Genomic DNA, 20,667 nt, shown 5'->3' on the forward strand with positions numbered 1-20,667 from the left:
CTACATGCACTTCAAGAAATTCGCCGCCGTTACCCTGCTGCTCTGCGTCCTGCCAGCGGTCAGCCAGGCACGCGACACGGCGGTCTACCTGCCATTCGACAAAGCCGTCGCCGAAGCCACCCGCTCCGGCAAGATCGATGGCAGCGTGAAATTCTATCTGGCCGGCAACACCCCGGCCGGCAAAGTCACCGTCGTCAGCCCCGACGCCGTGACCAACAAGAAAACCAACGCCTTCAACAAATCCGACGAAGTCGCCTGCGAGTGGGTCGCCCAATCGGCAATCATCAGCCTGCACCAGGCCGCGAAAAACGCCGGCGCCAACGCCGTGACCAACATCGTCAGCTTCTACAAGCGCAACGAGCGCAAGGACGCGCAAACCTACGAATGCCACGCCGGCGCGATCATGGCGGGCGTTGCGTTGAAGGGTGATCTGGCGAAGGTTCAGTAAGCGCCAGAAACGACAAAGGGCGCCGTTTGGCGCCCTTTTTATTTGCGTTGATTGAGCAGCATCTACACTCGCTGATGCAGGTCGCAGCACCGTCACCTGCCCTCGCAGTCTCTTTCACCGTCAAAGGAGATGACCATGCAAGTGAAAGCCCTGATGGCCGCTGCGCTTATCGCCCTGCTGCCAAGTGCCAGCCATGCCACCAACCTCATGTACATGCCTTTCGAAACCGTGCTGTCGGACGCCATTCGCGCCGGGCGACTGGACGGCAGTGTGAAGTTCTACCTGATCGGCAACGGGCCGCAGGGCACTCAGCAGTTGCTGCGCCAAGGGGTGGTCAGTGATTTGAAAACCAACGGCTTCAACAAGAGCGATCAGGCTTCGTGTGAATGGGAGTTGCAGTCGAATCTGATCAAATTGCAGGCTGATGCCAAGCGGGTCGGGGCGAATGCGGTGGTCAACATCGTCAGTTACTACGACCAACGTGTACGCAAGGATTTGAATACCTACGAGTGCCGGGCGGGAGTTTTTGTTACCCGGGTGGCTTTGAAGGGGGATTTGGTGCGGTTGCCTTGAAGGGCAAAGTCCAAAGATCGCAGCCTTCGGCAGCTCCTACATGGATCGGTGTAGATACTCTGTTCACGGTCAAGCTTTTTGGGTGTGTTTATCGCTAAAAAGCTTGGCTGTACTGAAGTCTTCGCCTGCCCGCATGCAGGCCCATAGTCCGGTCAGGTATTTGCGCATGACTGCGACAATAGCCTGCATCTTCCTCTTTCCTCGAGCCACCAAGGCTTCGTAAAACGCTTTCACATTTGGGTCGCAACGTATGGCGGTCAGCGCAGGCATGTACATCGCTGATCGCAAATAGGCATTGCCGCCCTTACTTATCCGGCCGGGTTTATCAATGCTGGTGCCTGATTGCGTGAGTCGGACATCGAGTCCGGCATGGCGGCTGACCTGCGCTGACTTGAGCGTTACCGGTAAGGTCGTCAGTTCAGCCAGCGCCGCAAATACTGAGATCTCACCCATGCCAGGGGCGGCGATCATGTGGGCGAACTGGGCGCTCAACGTTGGGCAGTTGTCGATCAGTGCCCGACCAGCGAGTCGGAAACGCTCGATTCGTTTGTCAAAGGCGTTGATGGCTTCTTCTTCGTCTTCAATCAGCATCAGAAGAGTTGTTTGAGTGGCTTTTAGTGCATGCAGCTCGTTTTTGGCGCGGGTGCGATGACCCGTCAAACGATTGATGTGGCGACCGATAGCGCGTAGCTCAAGCTGTATTGAAGTGGGCGGCGTCCACAACCTTGGGCTCATGCGTTCGCCGTACTCAGCTAATAACTGGGCATCGATTGCGTCCGTTTTGCTGTTTTTGAGCATCAGCTTTGCAAAGTTGTGAAAACTCTTCGGATTGATAACCGAGACTGGCAAACCCGCCGCAGCGAGCTCCATGGCCAAGTCCAGGTAGTAGATTCCGGTGGCTTCCATCACCACAGATATAGGCTTGAGCTCAAGTAACTTGCCGACAGCAGCTTTGCGCCCCGCCGGTGTCTGGTCGATATTGCACTGACCTGCAAAACGGCCGCCATTGCGCCAGCCCATCGCTGTAGTGCGAGATCCCACATCCAAACCGACGTGCATGTTCATGCTTTCAACTCCAAGAGAACTGAGTTAAAAATGCTTCCTGGTTCCCCTGACCTCGAACTTCATGCCACTGCAACCTTGTAATGCGAAGTCCGACTCGTCGGCTTCTCGATACTCTTCGTGGTGGGCAATGAGGCGGGGGGACCTCTCTACATACAAGGTCAGGAGCAAGTCCTGCCTTAAGGAGCGATCGGTCTCCCCCAGAAACACATCTTCGTATGTCGCACCAGCGAGCTTAGATCTCATTCATGCTGGTGTGTGGGGAACATACAAGGAGCTGCCGAAGGCTGCGATCTTTTGATTTCAGGTTTTCAGCGGCTCAACCTTACGCGTCAGCAGTTCGACAAACGCCTTGGCCATCGGCGATTTCTGGTCTTTGCGCTGCACCAGCCACACCGCTGAGATCGCTTCGGGATCGAGCAGCGGTCGGTAGACCACGCCGTCGATGCGCATGCGTTGATAGGACGCTGGCAGCACCGATACACCCAAGCCCGCCGCCACCAGACCAATAATGGTCATCGCCTCACCAGCCTCTTGGGCGAAGTGCGGGCTGAACCCGGCATCGCGCGCCAGACTGAGCAGTTGTGCATAGAGCCCGCTGCCATAGCTGCGCGGGAAAAACACGAAGGGCTCCAGCGCCAGCGCCGATAGAAACAGACCTTCATCGCTACTTTGGGCCAGTGGATGCTTGGAACTGAGCACCGCCACCAATGGCTCGCGCATCAACTCCACAACACTCAGTGAATCTGGCAATCCCAGCGGGCGCATGATGCCGACTTCGATCGACTCGTCCACCAGAGCGTCGGCGACCATGGTGCTGCTCATTTCGCGCAAATTCAGATGCACCGCCGGAAAGCGCTGACGAAAGGAAAAAATCGCCTGCGGAATCGTCGAGTTGAACGGCGCCGACGAGGTGAAACCAATCTTCAACTCACCCAGCTCACCAAGTTGCGCACGCCGGGCAACATCCGCGGCCTTGTCGACCTGCGCCAGCACCAGCCGCGCCTCCTGCAGAAACAGCCTGCCCGCTTCGCTCAACTCGACCCGACGATTGGTGCGCTCGAACAAGCGCGCGCCGAGCTGCTGTTCCAGCGCCTGAATCTGCTGGCTCAGCGGTGGCTGGGAGATGCCCAGCACCTGTGCGGCGCGGCCAAAATGCAGTTCTTCGGCGACGGCGATGAAGTAACGCAGATGACGCAATTCCATAGGATTTCCATTAGGTCGCTGAAGCTATCAAACAGGTCGAACAATATATTGGATAGAAAAATTAGCCAGCTATATGATTTTTTCATTGCCTGCCCGGCTGTGCTTTCCGAGGTCTGAAGTGAAAACTGCTGTCGCGCCCCTTGCCCACGAAGTCCCGCCCGCTGCCGGCGACGATACCCTCGCCGAGCTGCAAGAGATCTACATCGAAAAAGGCACGCCGGCGTTCATGCGCACGGTGCTGGCGCTGTTCTGTGGCGGCTTTGCGACGTTTGCCCTGCTCTACTGCGTACAACCGATGATGCCGCTGCTGTCCCACGAATACGGGATCAACGCGGCGCAGAGCAGTCTGATCCTCTCGGTGGCGACCGGCATGTTGGCCTTCGGTCTGCTGATCACCGGGCCGATTTCCGACCGCATCGGCCGTAAACCGGTGATGGTCGCGGCATTGTTCGCTGCCGCGTTATGCACCATCGCCAGTTCGATGATGCCGAGCTGGCACGGCGTGCTGATCATGCGCGCATTGATCGGCCTGTCATTGAGCGGTCTGGCAGCGGTGGCGATGACCTATCTGAGCGAAGAAATCCATCCACAGCACATCGGCCTGGCGATGGGTTTGTACATCGGCGGCAACGCGATCGGCGGAATGAGCGGACGCTTGATAACTGGCGTGCTGATCGACTTCGTCAGCTGGCACACGGCGATGCTGGTGATAGGCGGTCTGGCGCTGGTCGCGGCGGCGGTGTTCTGGAAGATCCTCCCGGAGTCGCGCAACTTTCGCGCCCGCTCGCTGCACCCGCGCAGCCTGCTCGACGGCTTCACCATGCACTTTCGCGACGCCGGTCTGCCGCTGCTGTTTCTTGAAGCGTTTGTGCTGATGGGCGCGTTTGTCACGCTGTTCAACTACATCGGCTACCGCTTGCTGGCTGCGCCGTACAACCTCGATCAGGTATTTGTCGGATTGCTCTCGGTGGTCTACCTGTCGGGGATCTACAGCTCGGCGAAGATCGGTTCGCTGGCGGACAAACTGGGGCGGCGCAAAGTGCTCTGGGCGACGATTGCGCTGATGTTCGCCGGGCTCGCGCTGACGATGTTCACGCCGCTGTTGCTGGTCATCATCGGCATGCTGGTGTTCACCTTCGGCTTCTTCGCCGCGCATTCGGTGGCGAGCAGCTGGATCGGCCGGCGCGCGTTGACGGCCAAGGGTCAGGCGTCGTCGCTGTATCTGTTCAGTTATTACGCCGGGTCGAGCATTGCCGGGACGGCGGGCGGGGTGTTCTGGCATCTGGGCGGGTGGAACGGCATCGGCCTGTTTATTGGCGCTTTGTTGCTGATTGCCCTTCTGGTGGCGTTGAAGCTGGCGAAGTTGCCGCCGTTGCAGGGTGTCAAAGCCTGACATAAAACCCTGTGGGAGCGAGCCTGCTCGCGAATGCACTGTGTCAGGCAACATCAGTGTTGAATGACACACCGCTTTCGCGAGCAGGCTCGCTCCCACAGTTGATTTGGGTACGACATTAGATCGTGCAAAAGAAAACGCCCGGCATTGGCCGGGCGTTTTTTATTGGGCGCTGATCACTCGTGATACTGCGCCGACAGCTCATGCACCGCACGCAGGAATGCGCCGGCATGTTCCGGATCGACTTCCGGGGTGATGCCATGACCAAGGTTGAACACGTGGCCGCTGCCCTTGCCGTAGCTGGCCAGAATGCGCCCGACTTCAGTGCGGATCGCTTCCGGTTTGGCGTAGAGCACGGTCGGGTCCATGTTGCCTTGCAGCGCGACCTTGTCGCCGACACGGGCACGGGCGTTGCCGATGTCGCAGGTCCAGTCCAGGCCGAGGGCGTCGGCGCCGGCTTCGGCGATGCTTTCCAGCCACAGGCCGCCGTTCTTGGTGAACAGAATCACCGGCACTTTGCGTCCGTCGTTCTCGCGGATCAGGCCGCTGACGATTTTCTTCATGTAGGCCAGGGAGAATTCCTGATACGCGGCTGCCGACAGGTTGCCGCCCCAGGTATCGAAGATCTGTACCGCTTGCGCACCCGCCATGATCTGGCCGTTGAGGTACGACGTCACCGACTGCGCCAGTTTGTCGAGCAGCAGGTGCATGGCTTGCGGGTTGTCGTAAAGCATCGCCTTGGTCTTGCGGAAGTCTTTCGACGAGCCGCCTTCAACCATGTAAGTCGCGAGGGTCCACGGACTGCCGGAGAAACCGATCAACGGCACGCGACCGTTGAGTTCGCGACGGATGGTGCTGACCGCGTCCATGACGTAACCGAGGTCTTTGTGCGGATCCGGGATCGGCAACGCTTCGATGTCGGCCATCGTGCTGACGACTTTTTTGAAGCGCGGACCTTCACCGGTCTCGAAGTACAGGCCCTGGCCCATGGCATCGGGAATGGTGAGGATGTCGGAAAACAGGATCGCCGCATCCAGTTGCGGGTAGCGGTCGAGCGGTTGCAGGGTGACTTCGCAGGCGAATTGCGGATTCATGCACAGGCTCATGAAGTCGCCGGCATGCGCGCGGCTGGCGCGGTACTCCGGCAGGTAGCGACCGGCCTGGCGCATCATCCACACAGGGGTGACGTCAACGGGTTGCTTGAGCAGGGCGCGGAGGAAACGGTCGTTCTTCAGGGCAGTCATGTCGGCATCCGGAAAAAAAGTGCGGGCATTTTCTCAGAGCGCGAGGCAAAAGGCACGGATGTGGGTCAGCCTTTTGTCTATCGGGTCAATTTGTCGCGCTGGAATGCTGACTTTGCAACACCACAAAACACTGTGGGAGCTGGCTTGCCAGCGATGCAGACAACTCGGTTTGTCAGGTAAACCAAGGAGATGCTATCGCTGGCAAGCCAGCTCCCACAGGTATCGCATTGCAGTTTCGAGCGGCGTTTACACACCCAGGTAATCGAGGATCCCTTCAGCCGCATTGCGCCCTTCGAAGATCGCCGTCACCACCAGGTCGGAACCGCGCACCATGTCGCCACCGGCGAAGATTTTCGGGTTGCTGGTCTGGTGCTTGTACTGACCTTGCTCGGGCGCAACAACGCGGCCCTGGCTATCGGTCTGGATCTCGAACTGTTCGAACCACGGCGCCGGGCTCGGGCGGAAGCCGAAGGCGATGACCACGGCATCGGCCGGGATGATCTCTTCGGAACCCGGGATCGGCTCGGGGCTGCGACGGCCACGGGCATCCGGTTCGCCGAGACGGGTCTCGACCACCTTCACGCCTTCGACCTTGTCTTCACCGATGATGGCGATCGGCTGGCGGTTGTAGAGGAATTTCACGCCTTCTTCCTTGGCGTTCTTCACCTCTTTGCGCGAGCCGGGCATGTTCGCTTCGTCACGACGATAGGCACAGGTCACCGACTTGGCGCCCTGACGGATCGAGGTGCGGTTGCAGTCCATCGCCGTGTCGCCGCCGCCGAGTACCACGACCTTCTTGCCTTTCATGTCGACGAATTCTTCCGGCGACTTTTCAAAGCCCAGGTTGCGGTTGACGTTGGCGATGAGGAAATCCAGCGCGTCATAAACGCCCGGCAGGTCCTCACCGGCAAAACCGCCCTTCATGTAGGTGTAGGTGCCCATGCCCATGAACACCGCGTCGTATTCGGCGAGCAGTTGTTCCATGGTCACGTCTTTACCGACTTCGGTGTTGAGACGGAACTCGATGCCCATGCCGGTGAAGACTTCGCGACGATTGCTCAGCACGGTCTTTTCCAGCTTGAACTCGGGGATGCCGAAGGTCAGCAGGCCACCGATTTCCGGGTTCTTGTCGAACACCACCGGAGTTACACCGCCACGCACCAGCACGTCGGCGCAACCCAGACCCGCCGGGCCTGCGCCGATGATCGCGACACGTTTGCCGGTCGGCTTGACCTTGGACATGTCCGGGCGCCAGCCCATGGCGAACGCGGTGTCGGTGATGTACTTCTCGACCGAACCGATGGTCACCGCGCCGAAGCCGTCGTTCAGGGTGCAGGCACCCTCGCACAGACGATCCTGGGGACAAACCCGGCCGCAAACTTCCGGCAGGGTATTGGTCTGGTGCGACAACTCGGCGGCCTGAAGGATGTTGCCCTCGGCCACCAATTTGAGCCAGTTTGGAATGAAGTTGTGCACCGGGCACTTCCATTCGCAATACGGGTTGCCGCAACCCAGGCAGCGGTGGGCCTGATCGGCCGACTGCTGGGGTTTGAACGGTTCGTAGATTTCAACGAACTCTTTCTTGCGTTGACGCAACAGTTTCTTCTTCGGATCCTTGCGCCCGACATCGATGAACTGGAAGTCGTTATTCAGACGTTCAGCCATTGTTAAAACCTCATCAAACTCTTCAGGCGCATATCACTGCGGGTTGGCACGAGTGCTGGAAAGCAGGGTTTTCAAGCTGGCAGCCTTGGGCTTGACCAACCAGAAACGCCGCAAGTAATCGTCGAGGTTCTCGGCGAGTTCACGACCCCACTCGCTGTCGGTTTCGGCGACGTACTCGTTCAGCACGTTCTGCAGGTGGCTGCGATAGGCTTCCATCGCCTCGCCGCTGATCCGCTGGATTTCCACCAGTTCGTGATTGACCCGGTCAACGAAGGTGTTGTCCTGATCGAGCACGTAGGCGAAACCACCGGTCATGCCAGAACCGAAGTTGTAACCGGTCTTGCCCAGCACGCAGACGAAACCACCGGTCATGTACTCGCAGCAGTGATCGCCAGTGCCTTCCACGACGGTGTGGGCACCGGAGTTACGCACGGCGAAACGCTCGCCTGCGGTGCCGGCGGCGAACAACTTGCCGCCAGTGGCACCGTACAGGCAGGTGTTGCCGATAATGGCGCTTTCCTGAGTTTTATAAACGCTGCCCTTCGGCGGCACGATGACCAGCTTGCCGCCGGTCATGCCTTTGCCGACGTAGTCGTTGGCGTCGCCTTCCAGGTACATGTTCAGACCGCCGGCGTTCCACACACCGAAGCTCTGACCTGCCGTGCCCTTGAAGCGGAAGGTGATCGGCGCTTTCGCCATCCCCTGGTTGCCATGCTTGCGCGCGATTTCGCCGGAGATCCGCGCGCCGATCGAACGGTCGCAGTTGCAGATATCCAGCTCAAACTCAGCACCGCTGAGGTCGTTGATCGCCGACGCGGCCAGCTCGACCATCTTCTCCGCCAGCAGACCTTTATCGAACGGCGGGTTGCGCTCGACGCCGCAGAACTGCGGTTTGTCCGCCGGGATGTGATCGCTGCCCAGCAGCGGGGTCAGGTCCAGGTGATGTTGCTTGGCGGTCTGGCCTTCGAGGATTTCCAGCAGATCAGTGCGACCGATCAGCTCTTCGAGGGAGCGCACACCAAGCTTGGCCAGCCACTCACGGGTTTCTTCGGCGACGTAGGTGAAGAAATTCACCACCATGTCGACGGTGCCGATGTAGTGATCCTTGCGCAGCTTCTCGTTCTGCGTCGCGACGCCAGTGGCGCAGTTGTTCAGGTGGCAGATGCGCAGGTATTTGCAGCCCAGTGCGATCATCGGCGCGGTACCGAAGCCGAAGCTCTCGGCGCCGAGGATTGCCGCTTTGATCACGTCGAGGCCGGTTTTCAGGCCGCCGTCGGTCTGCACCCGGACTTTGCCGCGCAGGTCGTTGCCGCGCAGGGTCTGGTGGGTTTCAGCGAGGCCGAGTTCCCAAGGTGCGCCCGCGTATTTGATCGAAGTCAGCGGCGAAGCACCGGTACCGCCGTCGTAACCGGAAATGGTGATCAGGTCGGCATAGGCCTTGGCCACACCGGCGGCGATGGTGCCGACGCCCGCTTCAGCTACGAGTTTCACCGAAACCAGCGCCTGCGGGTTGACCTGCTTGAGGTCAAAGATCAGTTGCGACAAGTCTTCGATCGAGTAGATATCGTGGTGCGGCGGTGGCGAAATCAGGGTCACGCCCGGCACTGCGTAACGCAGTTTGGCGATCAGCCCGTTGACCTTGCCGCCCGGCAGTTGCCCGCCCTCGCCCGGCTTGGCGCCTTGGGCGACCTTGATCTGCAGCACTTCGGCATTGACCAGGTATTCCGGGGTTACACCGAAACGGCCAGTCGCGACCTGCTTGATTTTCGAACTCTTGATGGTGCCGTAACGCGCCGGATCTTCACCACCTTCGCCGGAATTGGAACGCGCGCCGAGGCGGTTCATGGCTTCGGCCAGGGCTTCGTGAGCTTCCGGCGACAGTGCGCCCAGCGAGATGCCGGCGGAATCGAATCGCTTGAGCACAGATTCCAGCGGCTCGACTTCACTGATGTCCAGCGGCGTGTCGAGGGTCTTGACCTTGAACAGGTCGCGAATCATCGACACCGGACGGTTGTCCACCAGTGAGGTGTATTCCTTGAATTTGGCGTAGTCACCCTGCTGCACGGCGGCTTGCAGGGTGTTGACCACGTCCGGGTTGTAGGCGTGATATTCGCCACCGTGGACGAACTTCAGCAGACCGCCCTGCTGGATCGGCTTGCGCGGGCTCCAGGCTTCGACGGCGAGGGCTTTCTGCTCGGCTTCGATGTCGACGAAACGCGCACCCTTGATCCGGCTTGGCACGCCACGGAAGCTCAGCTCGCAGACTTCTTCGGACAGGCCAATGGCCTCGAACAGCTGCGCACCGCGATACGAAGCGATGGTCGAGATACCCATCTTCGACAGGATCTTCAGCAGACCTTTGGTGATGCCTTTGCGGTAGTTCTTGAACACCTCGTAGAGGTCGCCCAGGACTTCACCGGTACGGATCAGGTCGCCCAGCACTTCGTAGGCCAGGAACGGATAAACCGCCGAGGCACCGAAACCGATCAGCACCGCGAAGTGATGCGGGTCACGGGCGGTCGCGGTTTCAACGAGGATGTTGGAATCGCAACGCAGGCCCTTCTCGGTCAGACGGTGGTGCACCGCACCGGTCGCCAGCGAAGCGTGGATCGGCAGCTTGCCCGGGGCGATATGGCGGTCGCTCAGGACGATCTGAGTACGCCCGGCGCGCACGGCTTCTTCAGCCTGATCGGCAACGTTGCGGATCGCCGCTTCGAGGCCGAGGCTTTCGTCGTAGTTGAGGTCGATGATCGCCCGTTCGAAACCCGGACGGTCGAGGTTCATCAGCGAGCGCCACTTGGCCGGAGAGATCACTGGCGAGCTGAGGATCACGCGCGAGGCGTGTTCCGGCGACTCCTGGAAAATGTTGCGCTCGGCACCGAGGCAGATTTCCAGCGACATCACGATCGCTTCACGCAGCGGGTCGATCGGCGGGTTGGTGACCTGCGCGAACTGCTGGCGGAAATAGTCGTACGGCGTGCGCACACGCTGGGACAGCACGGCCATCGGCGTGTCGTCGCCCATCGAGCCCACGGCTTCGTAACCTTGCTCACCGAGCGGACGCAGCACCTGATCACGCTCTTCGAACGTGACCTGATACATCTTCATGTACTGCTTGAGCTGGTCGACGTCGTAGAAAGCCGAACCGTGGTCGTTGTCTTCCATGGTCGCCTGAATGCGCAGGGCATTCTTGCGCAGCCATTGCTTGTACGGATGACGGGATTTCAAACGGTTGTCGATCGCATCGGTATCGAGGATCTGCCCGGTTTCGGTATCCACGGCGAAGATCTGGCCCGGGCCGACGCGACCCTTGGCGAGCACGTCTTCAGGCTGGTAGTTCCACACGCCGATTTCCGAGGCGAGGGTGATGAAACCATTCTTGGTGGTCACCCAGCGCGCCGGACGCAGACCGTTACGGTCGAGCAGGCACACCGCGTAGCGACCATCGGTCATCACCACGCCGGCCGGGCCGTCCCACGGTTCCATGTGCATCGAGTTGTACTCGTAGAACGCACGCAGATCCGGGTCCATGGTTTCGACGTTCTGCCACGCTGGCGGAATGATCATCCGCACGCCACGGAACAGGTCGATGCCACCGGTGACCATCAGTTCGAGCATGTTGTCCATGCTCGAGGAGTCGGAACCGACGCGGTTGACCAGCGGGCCGAGCTCTTCCAGATCCATCAGATCATTGGTGAACTTGGTCCGACGGGCCTGCGCCCAGTTGCGGTTACCGGTGATGGTGTTGATTTCGCCGTTGTGGGCGAGGAAGCGGAACGGCTGCGCCAGCGGCCATTTCGGCAGGGTGTTGGTGGAGAAGCGCTGGTGGAACACGCAGATCGCGGTTTGCAGGCGCTCGTCACTCAGGTCCGGATAGAACGCGGCCAGGTCGGCCGGCATCATCAGGCCTTTATAGATGATGGTCTTGTGCGAAAAGCTGCAGATGTAATGGTCGGTGTCAGCGGCGTTGGCCACCGACGAACGGCGACGGGCGCTGAACAGCTTCACGGCCATGTCCTGATCGCTCAGGCCTTCGCCGCCGATGTAGACCTGCTCGATCTGCGGCAGGCGCTCAAGGGCCAGGCGGCCGAGGACGCTGGTGTCGATCGGCACTTTGCGCCAGCCGATCAGTTGCAGGCCTTCGGCGAGGATCTCGCGGTTCATGTTCTCGCGAGCGGCTTCGGCCTTGGCCGGATCCTGATTGAAGAACACCATGCCCACGGCATATTGCTTGGGCATTTCGACACCGAAGCTCTCCTGGGCAATGGCTCGCAGGAAGGCGTCGGGTTTTTGAATCAGCAGACCGCAACCGTCACCGGTCTTGCCGTCGGCATTAATCCCACCGCGGTGGGTCATGCAGGTCAGGGCCTCGATGGCCGTTTGCAAAAGGGTATGACTGGGCTCGCCCTGCATATGAGCTATCAGGCCGAAACCGCAGTTATCCTTGAATTCATCTGGTTGGTACAGACCTGCTTTCATAGACACTTTCTCACCAGGCTGCCTCTACTCGAGGCAAATTTCTTTTCAATTCAACCACTTGCGTTCCGCGCCGAACGTACGCCGGCTTAGCGGGGGCAAAAGGGTGGTCATTGTACACAGCGACACAGAGGCTCACAAATTTGACGACGAACTGTCGCAAATTCATGTCGCATTTGTGAAAGGTTTAAAGCGATCTGCTGTGCTAGTCAAAACTTTTTTAATTTTGACCGCAACGACTCAAAGACTACTGTGACGCAGACACCACAAGGCACGCGGCCCTTTCAGGCGGCGCGCACTCATGGAGATTTTGAGGTGCCGGGAGAGGCGGCCTGGGTAAGGCCGCCGAATCTTCAGCGAGTTGTTGCCAGTTCCTGTTGGACGCTGGCGACAGTGCGAGGCCAAGGTTTACCAGCCTGAACCTTCGCTGGCAAGGCCTTGATGGCAGAAACGGCCGCATCACGATTGGCAAAGTTGCCGTAGGTGATCACGTAAAGCGGCTTGCCGTTGAGGACTTTCTTGAAATAACGGTACTCGCCGCCCTGCTCCTTGACGAAGTTCTGCGCGGCGGTCTCCGAGCTGGTGCCGAGGATCTGCACGACATAGTTGCTGGTCGGCTGACCGGCGTACCAGCTGCCACCGGCAGCCTTGGCCACGGTAACGGGCTTGTCGGCAGGCTTGGCCGGAGCAGGAGCCGGTTTCGCAGCTGGCGCCGGGGTGGCCGGAGCAGGCTTGGCTGTGGCGATCTGCGTCGGTGCCGGGGTTGGCGCCGGTTTGGCGGCAGGAGTCGGAGCCGGTGTCGGCGCGGGACCGGCCGGAACGCCCGCAGGCGGTGCGGAGGTGGTTACGGTCGGCGGCGTATCGCTGGAGCCTTCCAGGGGCACGCCGTCGTCGCCTTCGGTGATGCCACCGGCGGCTTCTGCCAGCGGGCCACGCATGACCGGCTGCGAGTTGCCGACCAATGGCAGCGGCATCGGCTGGGTGTTGCCGGCGAATTCGACGGACGGGTTGGCGCCGTTCGCTGCACCCTGACCCAATGGCAGTTGCGCCTGTTCATTGGCCGGAGCACCGGTGGTCGGTGCCTTGCTGCGACCCGGCATCAGCCAGGCGGCGGCAACCGCGACCACAACGACGGCGGAAATCGCCAATACGTGTTTCTTCGGCATGTTGAACCCCATACTTGGACGCTTGACCGCGGAGCGGCTGGCAATCATGACTTCGATCAGTGCATCGCGAGCGACCTGGTTGATGTTGCCCGGCCAGCCCTCGGAGCTTTCGTGAATATCAGAGATCTGATCTGCGGTGAAAAGTTCGACACCCCGGCCCGCGCCTTCCAGCCGCTGGTCGAGATATTCGCGGGTCTCTTCTTCGGTGTACGGCTGCAATTCGATGACGTGGAAACGCTCTTCTTCGAGCTGCAACGCCTCAAGCTGAGCGATCAGCGACGACTCGCCGAACAGGAACACATGCGGACGACCTTCCGGCGTGCCGGCGCCGAGCGCCATCAATGCTTCCAGCGCGGACTCGTCGAGCTGCTCGGCATCGTCCACGAGCAGATAGACTTCCTGCCCGGTCAGACCCAGTTGCACCACCTGCTCGAGAATCGCGCCGACTTCGGCCTGAGCGACATCCAGCGCCTGCGCCACCTGGCGCAGCACGCCGGCCGCATCACCGGCGCCACGGGCGGAAACCACCACGCTCTGCACCGATTGCTTATTGGTGCTGGCCACCAGCGCCTGCCGCAGCAGGGTCTTGCCGCTGCCTTGCGGGCCGGTGACCACCAGCAGCAACTGGCTGTAACGCGCCAGGTGATGCAGTTGACCCAGCACCGGTTTGCGCTGGGCCGGGAAGAATTTGAAGCCCGGCACCCGTGGCGCGAACGGGTCGTGACTTAACTGGAAATGGCCGAGAAACGCCTCGTCGGCATGCAAACTAGTCATCGGAATCGTTTTAACCTTTAAGCTGAGCCAGGGCGCGGTAATCCGCTCCCAGCGTGGCCTGTAGAACCTCTTTCGGATAATCGTCGGTCACTACCGCTTCGCCCATCCGGCGCAGCAGCACCAGGCGCAGACGACCGTCGATCACTTTTTTATCAATTGCCATGTGTTGGAGAAAATCGGCTTCGCTCATCTCTTCAGGCGGAATGACCGGCAGGCCGGCCCGCTGGAACAGACGAATGCCGCGATCACGCTCCTGTTCGCTGATCCAGCCCAGGCGCGCGGACATTTCCAGCGCCATCACCGTGCCCGCCGCGACCGCCTCGCCATGCAGCCAGACACCATAGCCCATGTGGGTTTCGATGGCGTGGCCGAAGGTGTGGCCGAGGTTGAGCGTAGCGCGGACGCCGGTTTCCTTTTCATCGGCGCCGACCACCGCAGCCTTGGCCGCGCAGGAACGCTCGATCGCATAGGTCAGCGCGGTTTGATCCAGCGCGCGCAGAGCGTCGACGTTTTCTTCCAGCCAGGTCAGGAACGGCTCGTCGCAGATCAGGCCGTACTTGATGACTTCCGCCAGGCCCGCCGACAACTCGCGCTCCGGCAGGGTTTTCAGCGATGCGGTATCGATCAGCACCACGTTCGGCTGATAGAACGCGCCGACCATGTTCTTGCCCAGCGGATGGTTGATGCCGGTCTTGCCGCCGACCGAGGAATCGACCTGCGACAACAGCGTGGTAGGAATCTGGATGAAATCGACACCGCGCTGATAACAGGCGGCGGCGAAACCGGCCATGTCGCCGATCACCCCGCCGCCCAAGGCGATCACGGTGGTGCGGCGGTCATGACGGGCGGTCAGCAAACCGTCGAAAATCAGTTGCAGGGTTTCCCAGTTCTTGAAGGCTTCGCCGTCAGGCAACACCACCGAGATAACCGAAAACTGCGCAAGGCTGCGGGTCAGACGTTCGAGATAGAGCGGCGCGACGGTTTCGTTGGAGATGATTGCCACCTGCCGCCCGTGGATATGCGGCGCCAGCAGTTCCGGCTGATCCAACAGACCTTCGCCAATATGAATCGGGTAGCTGCGCTCGCCTAGATCGACCTTGAGTGTCTGCATGTGTCCCCACAGTGAAGATGGAAGCAGGCGTCCTGCCCTGAAATTATTGGTGTTCTGCGGCCTGTAGCGGTATGACGCCGCTCGCCCGGCAACCGCCACACCCTCGGCGGGCGCTGACAGGACGCCGAGGATAGCGCATTTCGGGCGATGCTTTAACGGGGTGGCAACTGCGCGAGACGGTCGAGAATGTCGAGCACCACCATGCGTGGCGGCCGCTCGTCGGTTTCCACCACCAGATCGGCAATTTCCCGATAAAGCGGATCACGGATCTCGAGCAGGTCGCGCAGGGTTTTCGCCGGATCGGCGGTACGCAGCAGCGGCCGATTGCGGTCGCGGGAGGTGCGGCCGACCTGCTGCTCGACGGAGGCGTGCAGATACACCACGCGCCCGCCTTCATGCAGGGCCTTGCGATTGGCATCACGCATCACTGCGCCGCCGCCGGTCGCCAGCACCACGCCATCGAACGCGCACAGCTCGGCGATCATCGCCTGCTCACGGTCACGAAAGCCGGGCTCGCCTTCCTTGTCGAAGATCCATGGGATATTGGCACCCGTGCGCAGCTCAATTTCCTTGTCGGAATCCTTGAACGGCAGGCGCAGCTCTTTAGCCAGCAATCGGCCGATGGTGCTTTTGCCAGCACCCATCGGTCCTACAAGTATCAAATTTCGCACAGAATCAACGACTCACAGCAATCGCCTGGTTATTCATGATACGCGGAGTGAGAAATACCAGCAGCTCGGATTTTTTCTCCGAAACCACATCACGCCGGAAAAGGCGGCCAAGATACGGCACATCGCCAAGAAATGGCACCTTATCTACGACCTTGCTCTGAGTATTTGAAAAAACGCCGCCGATTACGATGGTCTCGCCGTCATTTACCAGCACTTTGGCGTTGACCTCGTTTTTCTTGATCGGCGGCACATCCTGCACTTTGTTCAGGTAATCGGGCTCATCCTTGGTGACCTTGACCTCCATGATGATGCGGTTGTCCGGGGTGATCTGCGGTGTGACTTCCAGTGACAGCGAAGCCTCCTTGAACGACACCGAGGTCGCGCCGCTGGAGCTGGCCTCCTGATAGGGAATCTCGGTGCCTTTGAGGATTTTTGCGGTTTCCTTGTCCGAGGTGACTACCTTCGGCTGCGAGACGATTTCACCGTTGCCGGTCTTTTCCATCGCCGTCAGTTCCAGATCCAGCAGCACGTTGTCGGTGATGAACGCGATGCCGATCCCCGAGGTATTGTTGACCGTGCCCATGTCGACGAACGGCGAGTTGGTGCCGGTGCTGCCCGGCGTACCGATGGTGCTCGAGGAGCCATTGACCCCGGACGCGTTCCAGTTGCCCTTGTTCTGCACCGAACCGCCCCAGCGCACGCCCAGGCTCTTGTCATAATCGACGTTGGCCTCAACGATGCGCGCCTCGATCATCACCTGGCGTACCGGAATATCCAGCTGCGCGACGATCCGCCGGAGTTCATCGAGGCGATCCTGGGTCTGGTAGGCAATGATGTTGTTGGTTCGCTCATCGACGGTAATCGAACCGCGCTCGTCGACCTTGGCCTCGGCACTGGTCACCGACTGGAACAGCTTGGCAATGTCCGCTGCCTTGGCGTAATTGACTTGCAGCAGCTCACGACGCAGGGGCGCCAGTTCGGCGATCTGCTTCTGCGATTCCAGTTCCTGACGCTCGCGAGCGGCAATTTCATCGGCCGGCGCGACCAGCAGCACGTTGCCGATCTTGCGCTTGTCCAGCCCCTTGGTTTTCAGCACCAGATCCAGTGCCTGATCCCACGGCACGTTTTGCAGGCGCAACGTGATGCCGCCCTGCACCGTGTCGCTCGCCACCAGGTTGAGATTGGTGAAGTCCGCGATCAGTTGCAGCACCGAGCGCACGTCGATGTCCTGAAAATTCAGCGAGAGCTTGTCGCCGACATAGGCCTGACGGTCGGCGTTGCGCTTTTGCAGGTCGTCGATGCTCATCGGACGAACGCTCACGGTGAGCTTGTTGTCGGTCTGGAATGTGGAATAGTCGAAGGTGCCGCTGGGCTCGACACTGATCACCGTACGATCGCCGGTGAGCGCTGCGTTGACGAACTGCACCGGGGTGGCGAAGTCCTTGACGTCGAGGCGCACGCGCAGTTTTTCCGGCAGTTGCGTACGGGCGAAGCTGAGGATGATCTTGCCGTCGTGCTCCTGGATATCCGGGGCGATGGTCGGATCAGAGAGATCGATGACCACATTGCCCTCGCCCTCGGTGCCGCGCTGGAAATCGACGCCGCGAATCGCCCTGCTGCGTTGCGCGGCCGGTCTGGCCGGTGCTGCGGCGGCCGTGGCGGCACGCGGTGCAGCGACGGCCGGGCGCGGCGCAGTCGCGGAAGCGCCCTGACCGACCACTACAAACAGATTATTGCCCTCGACCCGCGTGCTGTAAGGCGCCAACTGCGTCAGGCTGACAATCAGCCGCGTGCGATCCTTGGCTTCGGCCACCGTGGCCGTGCGCGCGTTGCCGCTGCCCAGATCAAGATTCTTGTTGGCCATCTGGCTGGTCACGCCCGGCAGATCCAGTGCAATGCGTGCCGGTGACTCGGTTGTGTAGCCCTTGGGCTGTGGTGGCGGGCCGTCGAACGACAGCTTCAGTTCGACGCGGTCACCCGGCAGCGCGGCAACATCCAGCGCTTTCAGACTGGCCGCCATTACCATCGGTGACACCAGCGCTATCCATAGCGAAAAACCGAGGGTGGAGAAAATCCTGTTCATTATTCGACTTCCACTATGAGTGCTCTTTCAAAGGAATGGTGCGCGGCCGCTCCAGCCAGGCGCCGGCGCCGTCGGGCACGATCTCGACGACATCGACCTGGGTAGGGCTGATGGCGACGATGCGGCCGTCGTTGCGGCCCAGGTAGTCTCCGACCTTGAGACGATGCACCCCGCCTGCGCCGCGCAACAGCGCAAACGAGCCCGAGGCATTGGCAATCGTGCCGACCATTTCGAACTGCTCGATATTGAACCCTTCAAGGTATTGCTTGACCCGATTGGGGTCGGGTTTGACGTTGCGCGAACCGTGTTTCTGCCCGGCCAGATCGACCCGCGCCTGCCGCGAAAACGGGCTGCGCAGGTTGGCGGCGCTGTAAGTGAATGTGGGGTAAGACCGGAATGTCGGCGTTGGTTCAATCCTGCCCGCCGGACGCAGGCGCACTTCGTTGAGGTACGCGTCGAGGTCGCTGAAGTCATCGCCGCCACCGCAGCCGCTTAACGCCAGCATCATGGGCAGGACGAGATAACGAATCGGGGTCATTTCTCCAGCCCCTTGTCGTTATAGCGGTACGTCTTGGCAAGAATGCTCATGCGCAGCTTCGTCCCGCCCTCGGGATTGGCTGGCGCCAGTTCGAAATCGTGCAGAGTGACAATTCGTGGCAGCCCGGCGACGCCGCTGACGAAGGTCGCGAGGTCGTGATAGGCGCCTGTCACGGTGATCTGGATCGGCAGCTCGATGTAGAACGGCTGGGTCACTTCCGGCAGCAGCTTGATCTCTTCGAATTCCAGGCCGCTGCCCAGACCGGTGCGAGTGATGTCTTCGAGCAGGCCCGGCACTTCGGTGTCGCTGGGCAATTGCCGCAGCAGCACGCCGAAGGTGTTTTCCATTTCCTTCATTTGCTGGGTATACAGCTCAAGGTTCGCCGACAGCCGCGCCTTGCTGGCGAATTGTTCCTTGAGGGTGGTTTCCTCTTCGCGCTTGAGGTCGAGCTGATTTTCCATATCGCTGATAAAGAAGTAATAGCCAAGCGCGAGGATCAACACCATCACCAGCGCACCGCACAGGGTTTTTACCGCCGGGGGCCAGGAGCCGATGTTGCTGGTGTCGAGGTCGTTGAAATCGATATTGCGCAGGCTTTGCAGCCATTCGGAGGCGTTCATTGCTCGTCCTCCACAACCTTGGGCTGAGTCTGACGGACGGTAAGCTGGAAGACATTAGCCTGTTCGACCTGATCGGCGCTGGTGGCCTTGACCTCATTCAGGCTTGGCGCGTCGAACCAGTCGGACGCGTCGAGATTGCGCATCAGCTCGGAGACCCGGTTGTTCGACTCCGCCGCGCCACTGATGGACAGGGTCTTGCCGGCCATTTTCACATCGGTGAAATACACGCCGTCCGGCAGGGTACGCGCCAGTTGGTCGAACACCCGCCCGCTGATCTGCCGATTGCCCTGCAGGTCCTGGATGATGCGCATGCGCTCGACCAATTGCTGGCGGCGCGCCTTGAGTTCGCTGATCTGTTTGATGCGTTCGTCGACCACGGCAATCTGTTTGCCGATGTAATCGTTGCGCGCCATCTGCCGCTCGATCGCTGCGGTGATGATCTGGTCGGCAATCAGCACCGCGCCGATCGAGCCGGCCAGCACGCCGATAAGTACCAGCAGAAAGCGTTTGCGCCGTTCTTCGCGGCGTTCCTCGCGCCAGGGGAGAAGGTTGATCCGCGCCATCAGTCGAAACTCCTGAGCGCGAGCCCGCAGGCAATCATCAAGGCTGGCGCGTCGCTGGCCAGCGCTCCTGCGTTGACCTTGCTGCCCAAGGCCATGTCGGCGAATGGGTTGGCGACCTGCGTCGGCGTGTCCAGCCGCTGTTCGATCAGACGGTCCAGGCCGGGCACCGAGGCGGTGCCGCCGGCCAACAGGATATGGTCGACCGCGTTGTACTGCCCGGAGGCGAAGAAGAACTGCAGCGAACGCGAGACTTGCTGCACCAGCGCCTCGCGAAATGGCTGCAAGACCTCGCTGACGTAATCGTCAGGCAGCCCGCCCTGTTTTTTCGCTAGGCCCGCCTGTTCGACCGTGAGGCCGTAGCGGCGCTGGATCTCTTCGGTGAGCTGGCGTCCGCCGAACAATTGCTCTCGGGTATAGATGATCTTGCCGTTGTGCAGGACGCTGAGAGTGGTCATGGTCGCACCGATGTCGACCACCGCCACGGTCAGGCGCTCCTGGGAGGCCGCCAGATGCGTCGCCAGCAGACCGAACGAGCGCTCGAGGGCGTAGGCCTCGACGTCCACCACCCGCGCGGTCAGGCCGGCGAGCGCCAGCGCCGCTTCACGCACCTCGACGTTTTCCTTGCGACAGGCGGCAAGCAGCACGTTGACCCGATCCGGGTTGCGCGGCGAGACGCCCTGGACTTCAAAATCGATGGCGACTTCGTCCAGCGGATAGGGAATGTATTGGTCGGCCTCGATCTTGAGCTGGTTTTCCAGTTCGTCGTCAGACAGCCCGGCGTCCATCTCGATGACCTTGGTGATCACCGCAGAACCGGCCACCGCCACCGCCACGCTCTTGACCCCGGTTCGCGCTTTCACCAGCAACCGGCTCAGCGCCTGGCCGACGCCTTCGAGGTCGGCGATGTTCTTTTCGACCACGGCGTTCGCCGGCAACGGCTCCACCGCATAGGCCTCGACCCGGTAGCGCTCGCCCTGACGGCTCAGTTCCAGCAGCTTCACCGACGTGGAGCTGATGTCGATCCCCAGTAACGCATTGGTCTTTTTATTGAAGAGTCCCAGCACTACCAATTCC

Annotated in this window: 16 protein-coding genes; 3 read left to right on the forward strand and 13 right to left on the reverse strand. The window is 60.6% G+C overall.

Going from position 1 to position 20,667, the window contains the following annotated elements:
- Positions 1–4 precede the first annotated feature (4 nt).
- Together AB4N48_RS22355 and AB4N48_RS22360 are read left to right on the forward strand one after the other, a co-directional pair.
- The gene (locus AB4N48_RS22355; protein ID WP_071174154.1) at positions 5–448 is read left to right on the forward strand and encodes an excinuclease; all 444 of its coding nucleotides are present in this window, start codon (positions 5–7) and stop codon (positions 446–448) included.
- Between the two features lie 135 nt (positions 449–583).
- On the forward strand, positions 584–1,021 hold the full coding sequence (locus AB4N48_RS22360; protein WP_460094335.1) for an excinuclease: 438 nt from the start codon (positions 584–586) through the stop codon (positions 1,019–1,021).
- A gap of 69 nt (positions 1,022–1,090) precedes the next feature.
- Here AB4N48_RS22360 and AB4N48_RS22365 read toward each other — a convergent pair whose 3' ends face one another.
- Both AB4N48_RS22365 and AB4N48_RS22370 read right to left on the reverse strand, forming a co-directional pair.
- Entirely contained in the window at positions 1,091–2,086 is a 996-nt protein-coding gene (locus AB4N48_RS22365) for an IS110 family RNA-guided transposase (protein WP_150638880.1), read from the reverse strand.
- 300 nt (positions 2,087–2,386) lie between these two features.
- Complete coding sequence (locus tag AB4N48_RS22370) at positions 2,387–3,289, reverse strand: LysR family transcriptional regulator (RefSeq protein ID WP_150741719.1); 903 nt, start codon at positions 3,287–3,289, stop codon at positions 2,387–2,389.
- 118 nt (positions 3,290–3,407) lie between these two features.
- On the opposite strand from AB4N48_RS22370, the gene AB4N48_RS22375 reads away from it, so the two are divergent.
- Positions 3,408–4,682: an MFS transporter gene (locus AB4N48_RS22375; protein WP_095181025.1), complete on the forward strand. Its 1,275-nt coding sequence runs from the start codon at positions 3,408–3,410 to the stop codon at positions 4,680–4,682.
- A gap of 176 nt (positions 4,683–4,858) precedes the next feature.
- Here the strand turns inward: AB4N48_RS22375 and hemE are convergent, their stop codons facing one another.
- The 11 genes from hemE to AB4N48_RS22430 all read right to left on the reverse strand — a co-directional run bounded on the left by hemE (position 4,859) and on the right by AB4N48_RS22430 (position 20,657).
- Positions 4,859–5,926 carry a uroporphyrinogen decarboxylase gene (hemE, locus tag AB4N48_RS22380; RefSeq protein WP_056787355.1) on the reverse strand — a complete coding sequence of 356 codons (1,068 nt, stop codon included), beginning with the start codon at positions 5,924–5,926 and terminating at the stop codon, positions 4,859–4,861.
- A gap of 246 nt (positions 5,927–6,172) precedes the next feature.
- The gene (locus tag AB4N48_RS22385; protein WP_460066127.1) at positions 6,173–7,591 is read right to left on the reverse strand and encodes an FAD-dependent oxidoreductase; all 1,419 of its coding nucleotides are present in this window, start codon (positions 7,589–7,591) and stop codon (positions 6,173–6,175) included.
- 33 nt (positions 7,592–7,624) lie between these two features.
- Entirely contained in the window at positions 7,625–12,070 is a 4,446-nt protein-coding gene (gene gltB, locus AB4N48_RS22390) for a glutamate synthase large subunit (protein WP_150638042.1), read from the reverse strand.
- A 350-nt stretch (positions 12,071–12,420) separates the two neighbouring features.
- Positions 12,421–14,007 carry an AAA family ATPase gene (locus AB4N48_RS22395; protein ID WP_056787348.1) on the reverse strand — a complete coding sequence of 529 codons (1,587 nt, stop codon included), beginning with the start codon at positions 14,005–14,007 and terminating at the stop codon, positions 12,421–12,423.
- Positions 14,008–14,017: 10 nt separating this feature from the next.
- Positions 14,018–15,118, reverse strand: a complete 1,101-nt coding sequence (gene aroB, locus AB4N48_RS22400) for a 3-dehydroquinate synthase (RefSeq protein WP_073471604.1) — start codon at positions 15,116–15,118, stop codon at positions 14,018–14,020.
- A gap of 152 nt (positions 15,119–15,270) precedes the next feature.
- A complete protein-coding gene (gene aroK / locus AB4N48_RS22405) occupies positions 15,271–15,789 on the reverse strand; it encodes a shikimate kinase AroK (RefSeq protein ID WP_024011270.1) in 519 nt (172 codons plus the stop codon).
- A 4-nt stretch (positions 15,790–15,793) separates the two neighbouring features.
- Complete coding sequence (gene pilQ / locus AB4N48_RS22410) at positions 15,794–17,872, reverse strand: type IV pilus secretin PilQ (RefSeq protein ID WP_315434785.1); 2,079 nt, start codon at positions 17,870–17,872, stop codon at positions 15,794–15,796.
- A gap of 13 nt (positions 17,873–17,885) precedes the next feature.
- Positions 17,886–18,410 (reverse strand): pilus assembly protein PilP, encoded by a 525-nt coding sequence (locus tag AB4N48_RS22415; protein WP_041477571.1) that lies wholly within the window; start codon positions 18,408–18,410, stop codon positions 17,886–17,888.
- Positions 18,407–19,030: a type 4a pilus biogenesis protein PilO gene (gene pilO / locus AB4N48_RS22420; protein WP_041477570.1), complete on the reverse strand. Its 624-nt coding sequence runs from the start codon at positions 19,028–19,030 to the stop codon at positions 18,407–18,409. Before pilO ends, AB4N48_RS22415 begins: the two co-directional genes overlap by 4 nt.
- On the reverse strand, positions 19,027–19,593 hold the full coding sequence (locus tag AB4N48_RS22425) for a PilN domain-containing protein (protein WP_056787334.1): 567 nt from the start codon (positions 19,591–19,593) through the stop codon (positions 19,027–19,029). Before AB4N48_RS22425 ends, pilO begins: the two co-directional genes overlap by 4 nt.
- A complete protein-coding gene (locus tag AB4N48_RS22430; RefSeq protein WP_056787331.1) occupies positions 19,593–20,657 on the reverse strand; it encodes a pilus assembly protein PilM in 1,065 nt (354 codons plus the stop codon). Before AB4N48_RS22430 ends, AB4N48_RS22425 begins: the two co-directional genes overlap by 1 nt.
- Between the last annotated feature and the right edge of the window lie 10 nt (positions 20,658–20,667).

The organism is Pseudomonas sp. S2_C11, assembly GCF_054668395.1.

Bases quoted from the DNA above. Each gene is read 5' to 3' on its own strand.
- AB4N48_RS22355 (WP_071174154.1), top strand. From the start codon at position 5: ATGCACTTCAAGAAATTCGCCGCCGTTACCCTGCTGCTCTGCGTCCTG.
- AB4N48_RS22360 (WP_460094335.1), top strand. From the start codon at position 584: ATGCAAGTGAAAGCCCTGATGGCCGCTGCGCTTATCGCCCTGCTGCCA.
- AB4N48_RS22365 (WP_150638880.1), bottom strand. From the start codon at position 2,086: ATGAACATGCACGTCGGTTTGGATGTGGGATCTCGCACTACAGCGATG.
- AB4N48_RS22370 (WP_150741719.1), bottom strand. From the start codon at position 3,289: ATGGAATTGCGTCATCTGCGTTACTTCATCGCCGTCGCCGAAGAACTG.
- hemE (WP_056787355.1), bottom strand. From the start codon at position 5,926: ATGACTGCCCTGAAGAACGACCGTTTCCTCCGCGCCCTGCTCAAGCAA.
- AB4N48_RS22385 (WP_460066127.1), bottom strand. From the start codon at position 7,591: ATGGCTGAACGTCTGAATAACGACTTCCAGTTCATCGATGTCGGGCGC.
- gltB (WP_150638042.1), bottom strand. From the start codon at position 12,070: ATGAAAGCAGGTCTGTACCAACCAGATGAATTCAAGGATAACTGCGGT.
- AB4N48_RS22395 (WP_056787348.1), bottom strand. From the start codon at position 14,007: ATGACTAGTTTGCATGCCGACGAGGCGTTTCTCGGCCATTTCCAGTTA.
- aroB (WP_073471604.1), bottom strand. From the start codon at position 15,118: ATGCAGACACTCAAGGTCGATCTAGGCGAGCGCAGCTACCCGATTCAT.
- pilQ (WP_315434785.1), bottom strand. From the start codon at position 17,872: ATGAACAGGATTTTCTCCACCCTCGGTTTTTCGCTATGGATAGCGCTG.
- AB4N48_RS22415 (WP_041477571.1), bottom strand. From the start codon at position 18,410: ATGACCCCGATTCGTTATCTCGTCCTGCCCATGATGCTGGCGTTAAGC.
- pilO (WP_041477570.1), bottom strand. From the start codon at position 19,030: ATGAACGCCTCCGAATGGCTGCAAAGCCTGCGCAATATCGATTTCAAC.
- AB4N48_RS22425 (WP_056787334.1), bottom strand. From the start codon at position 19,593: ATGGCGCGGATCAACCTTCTCCCCTGGCGCGAGGAACGCCGCGAAGAA.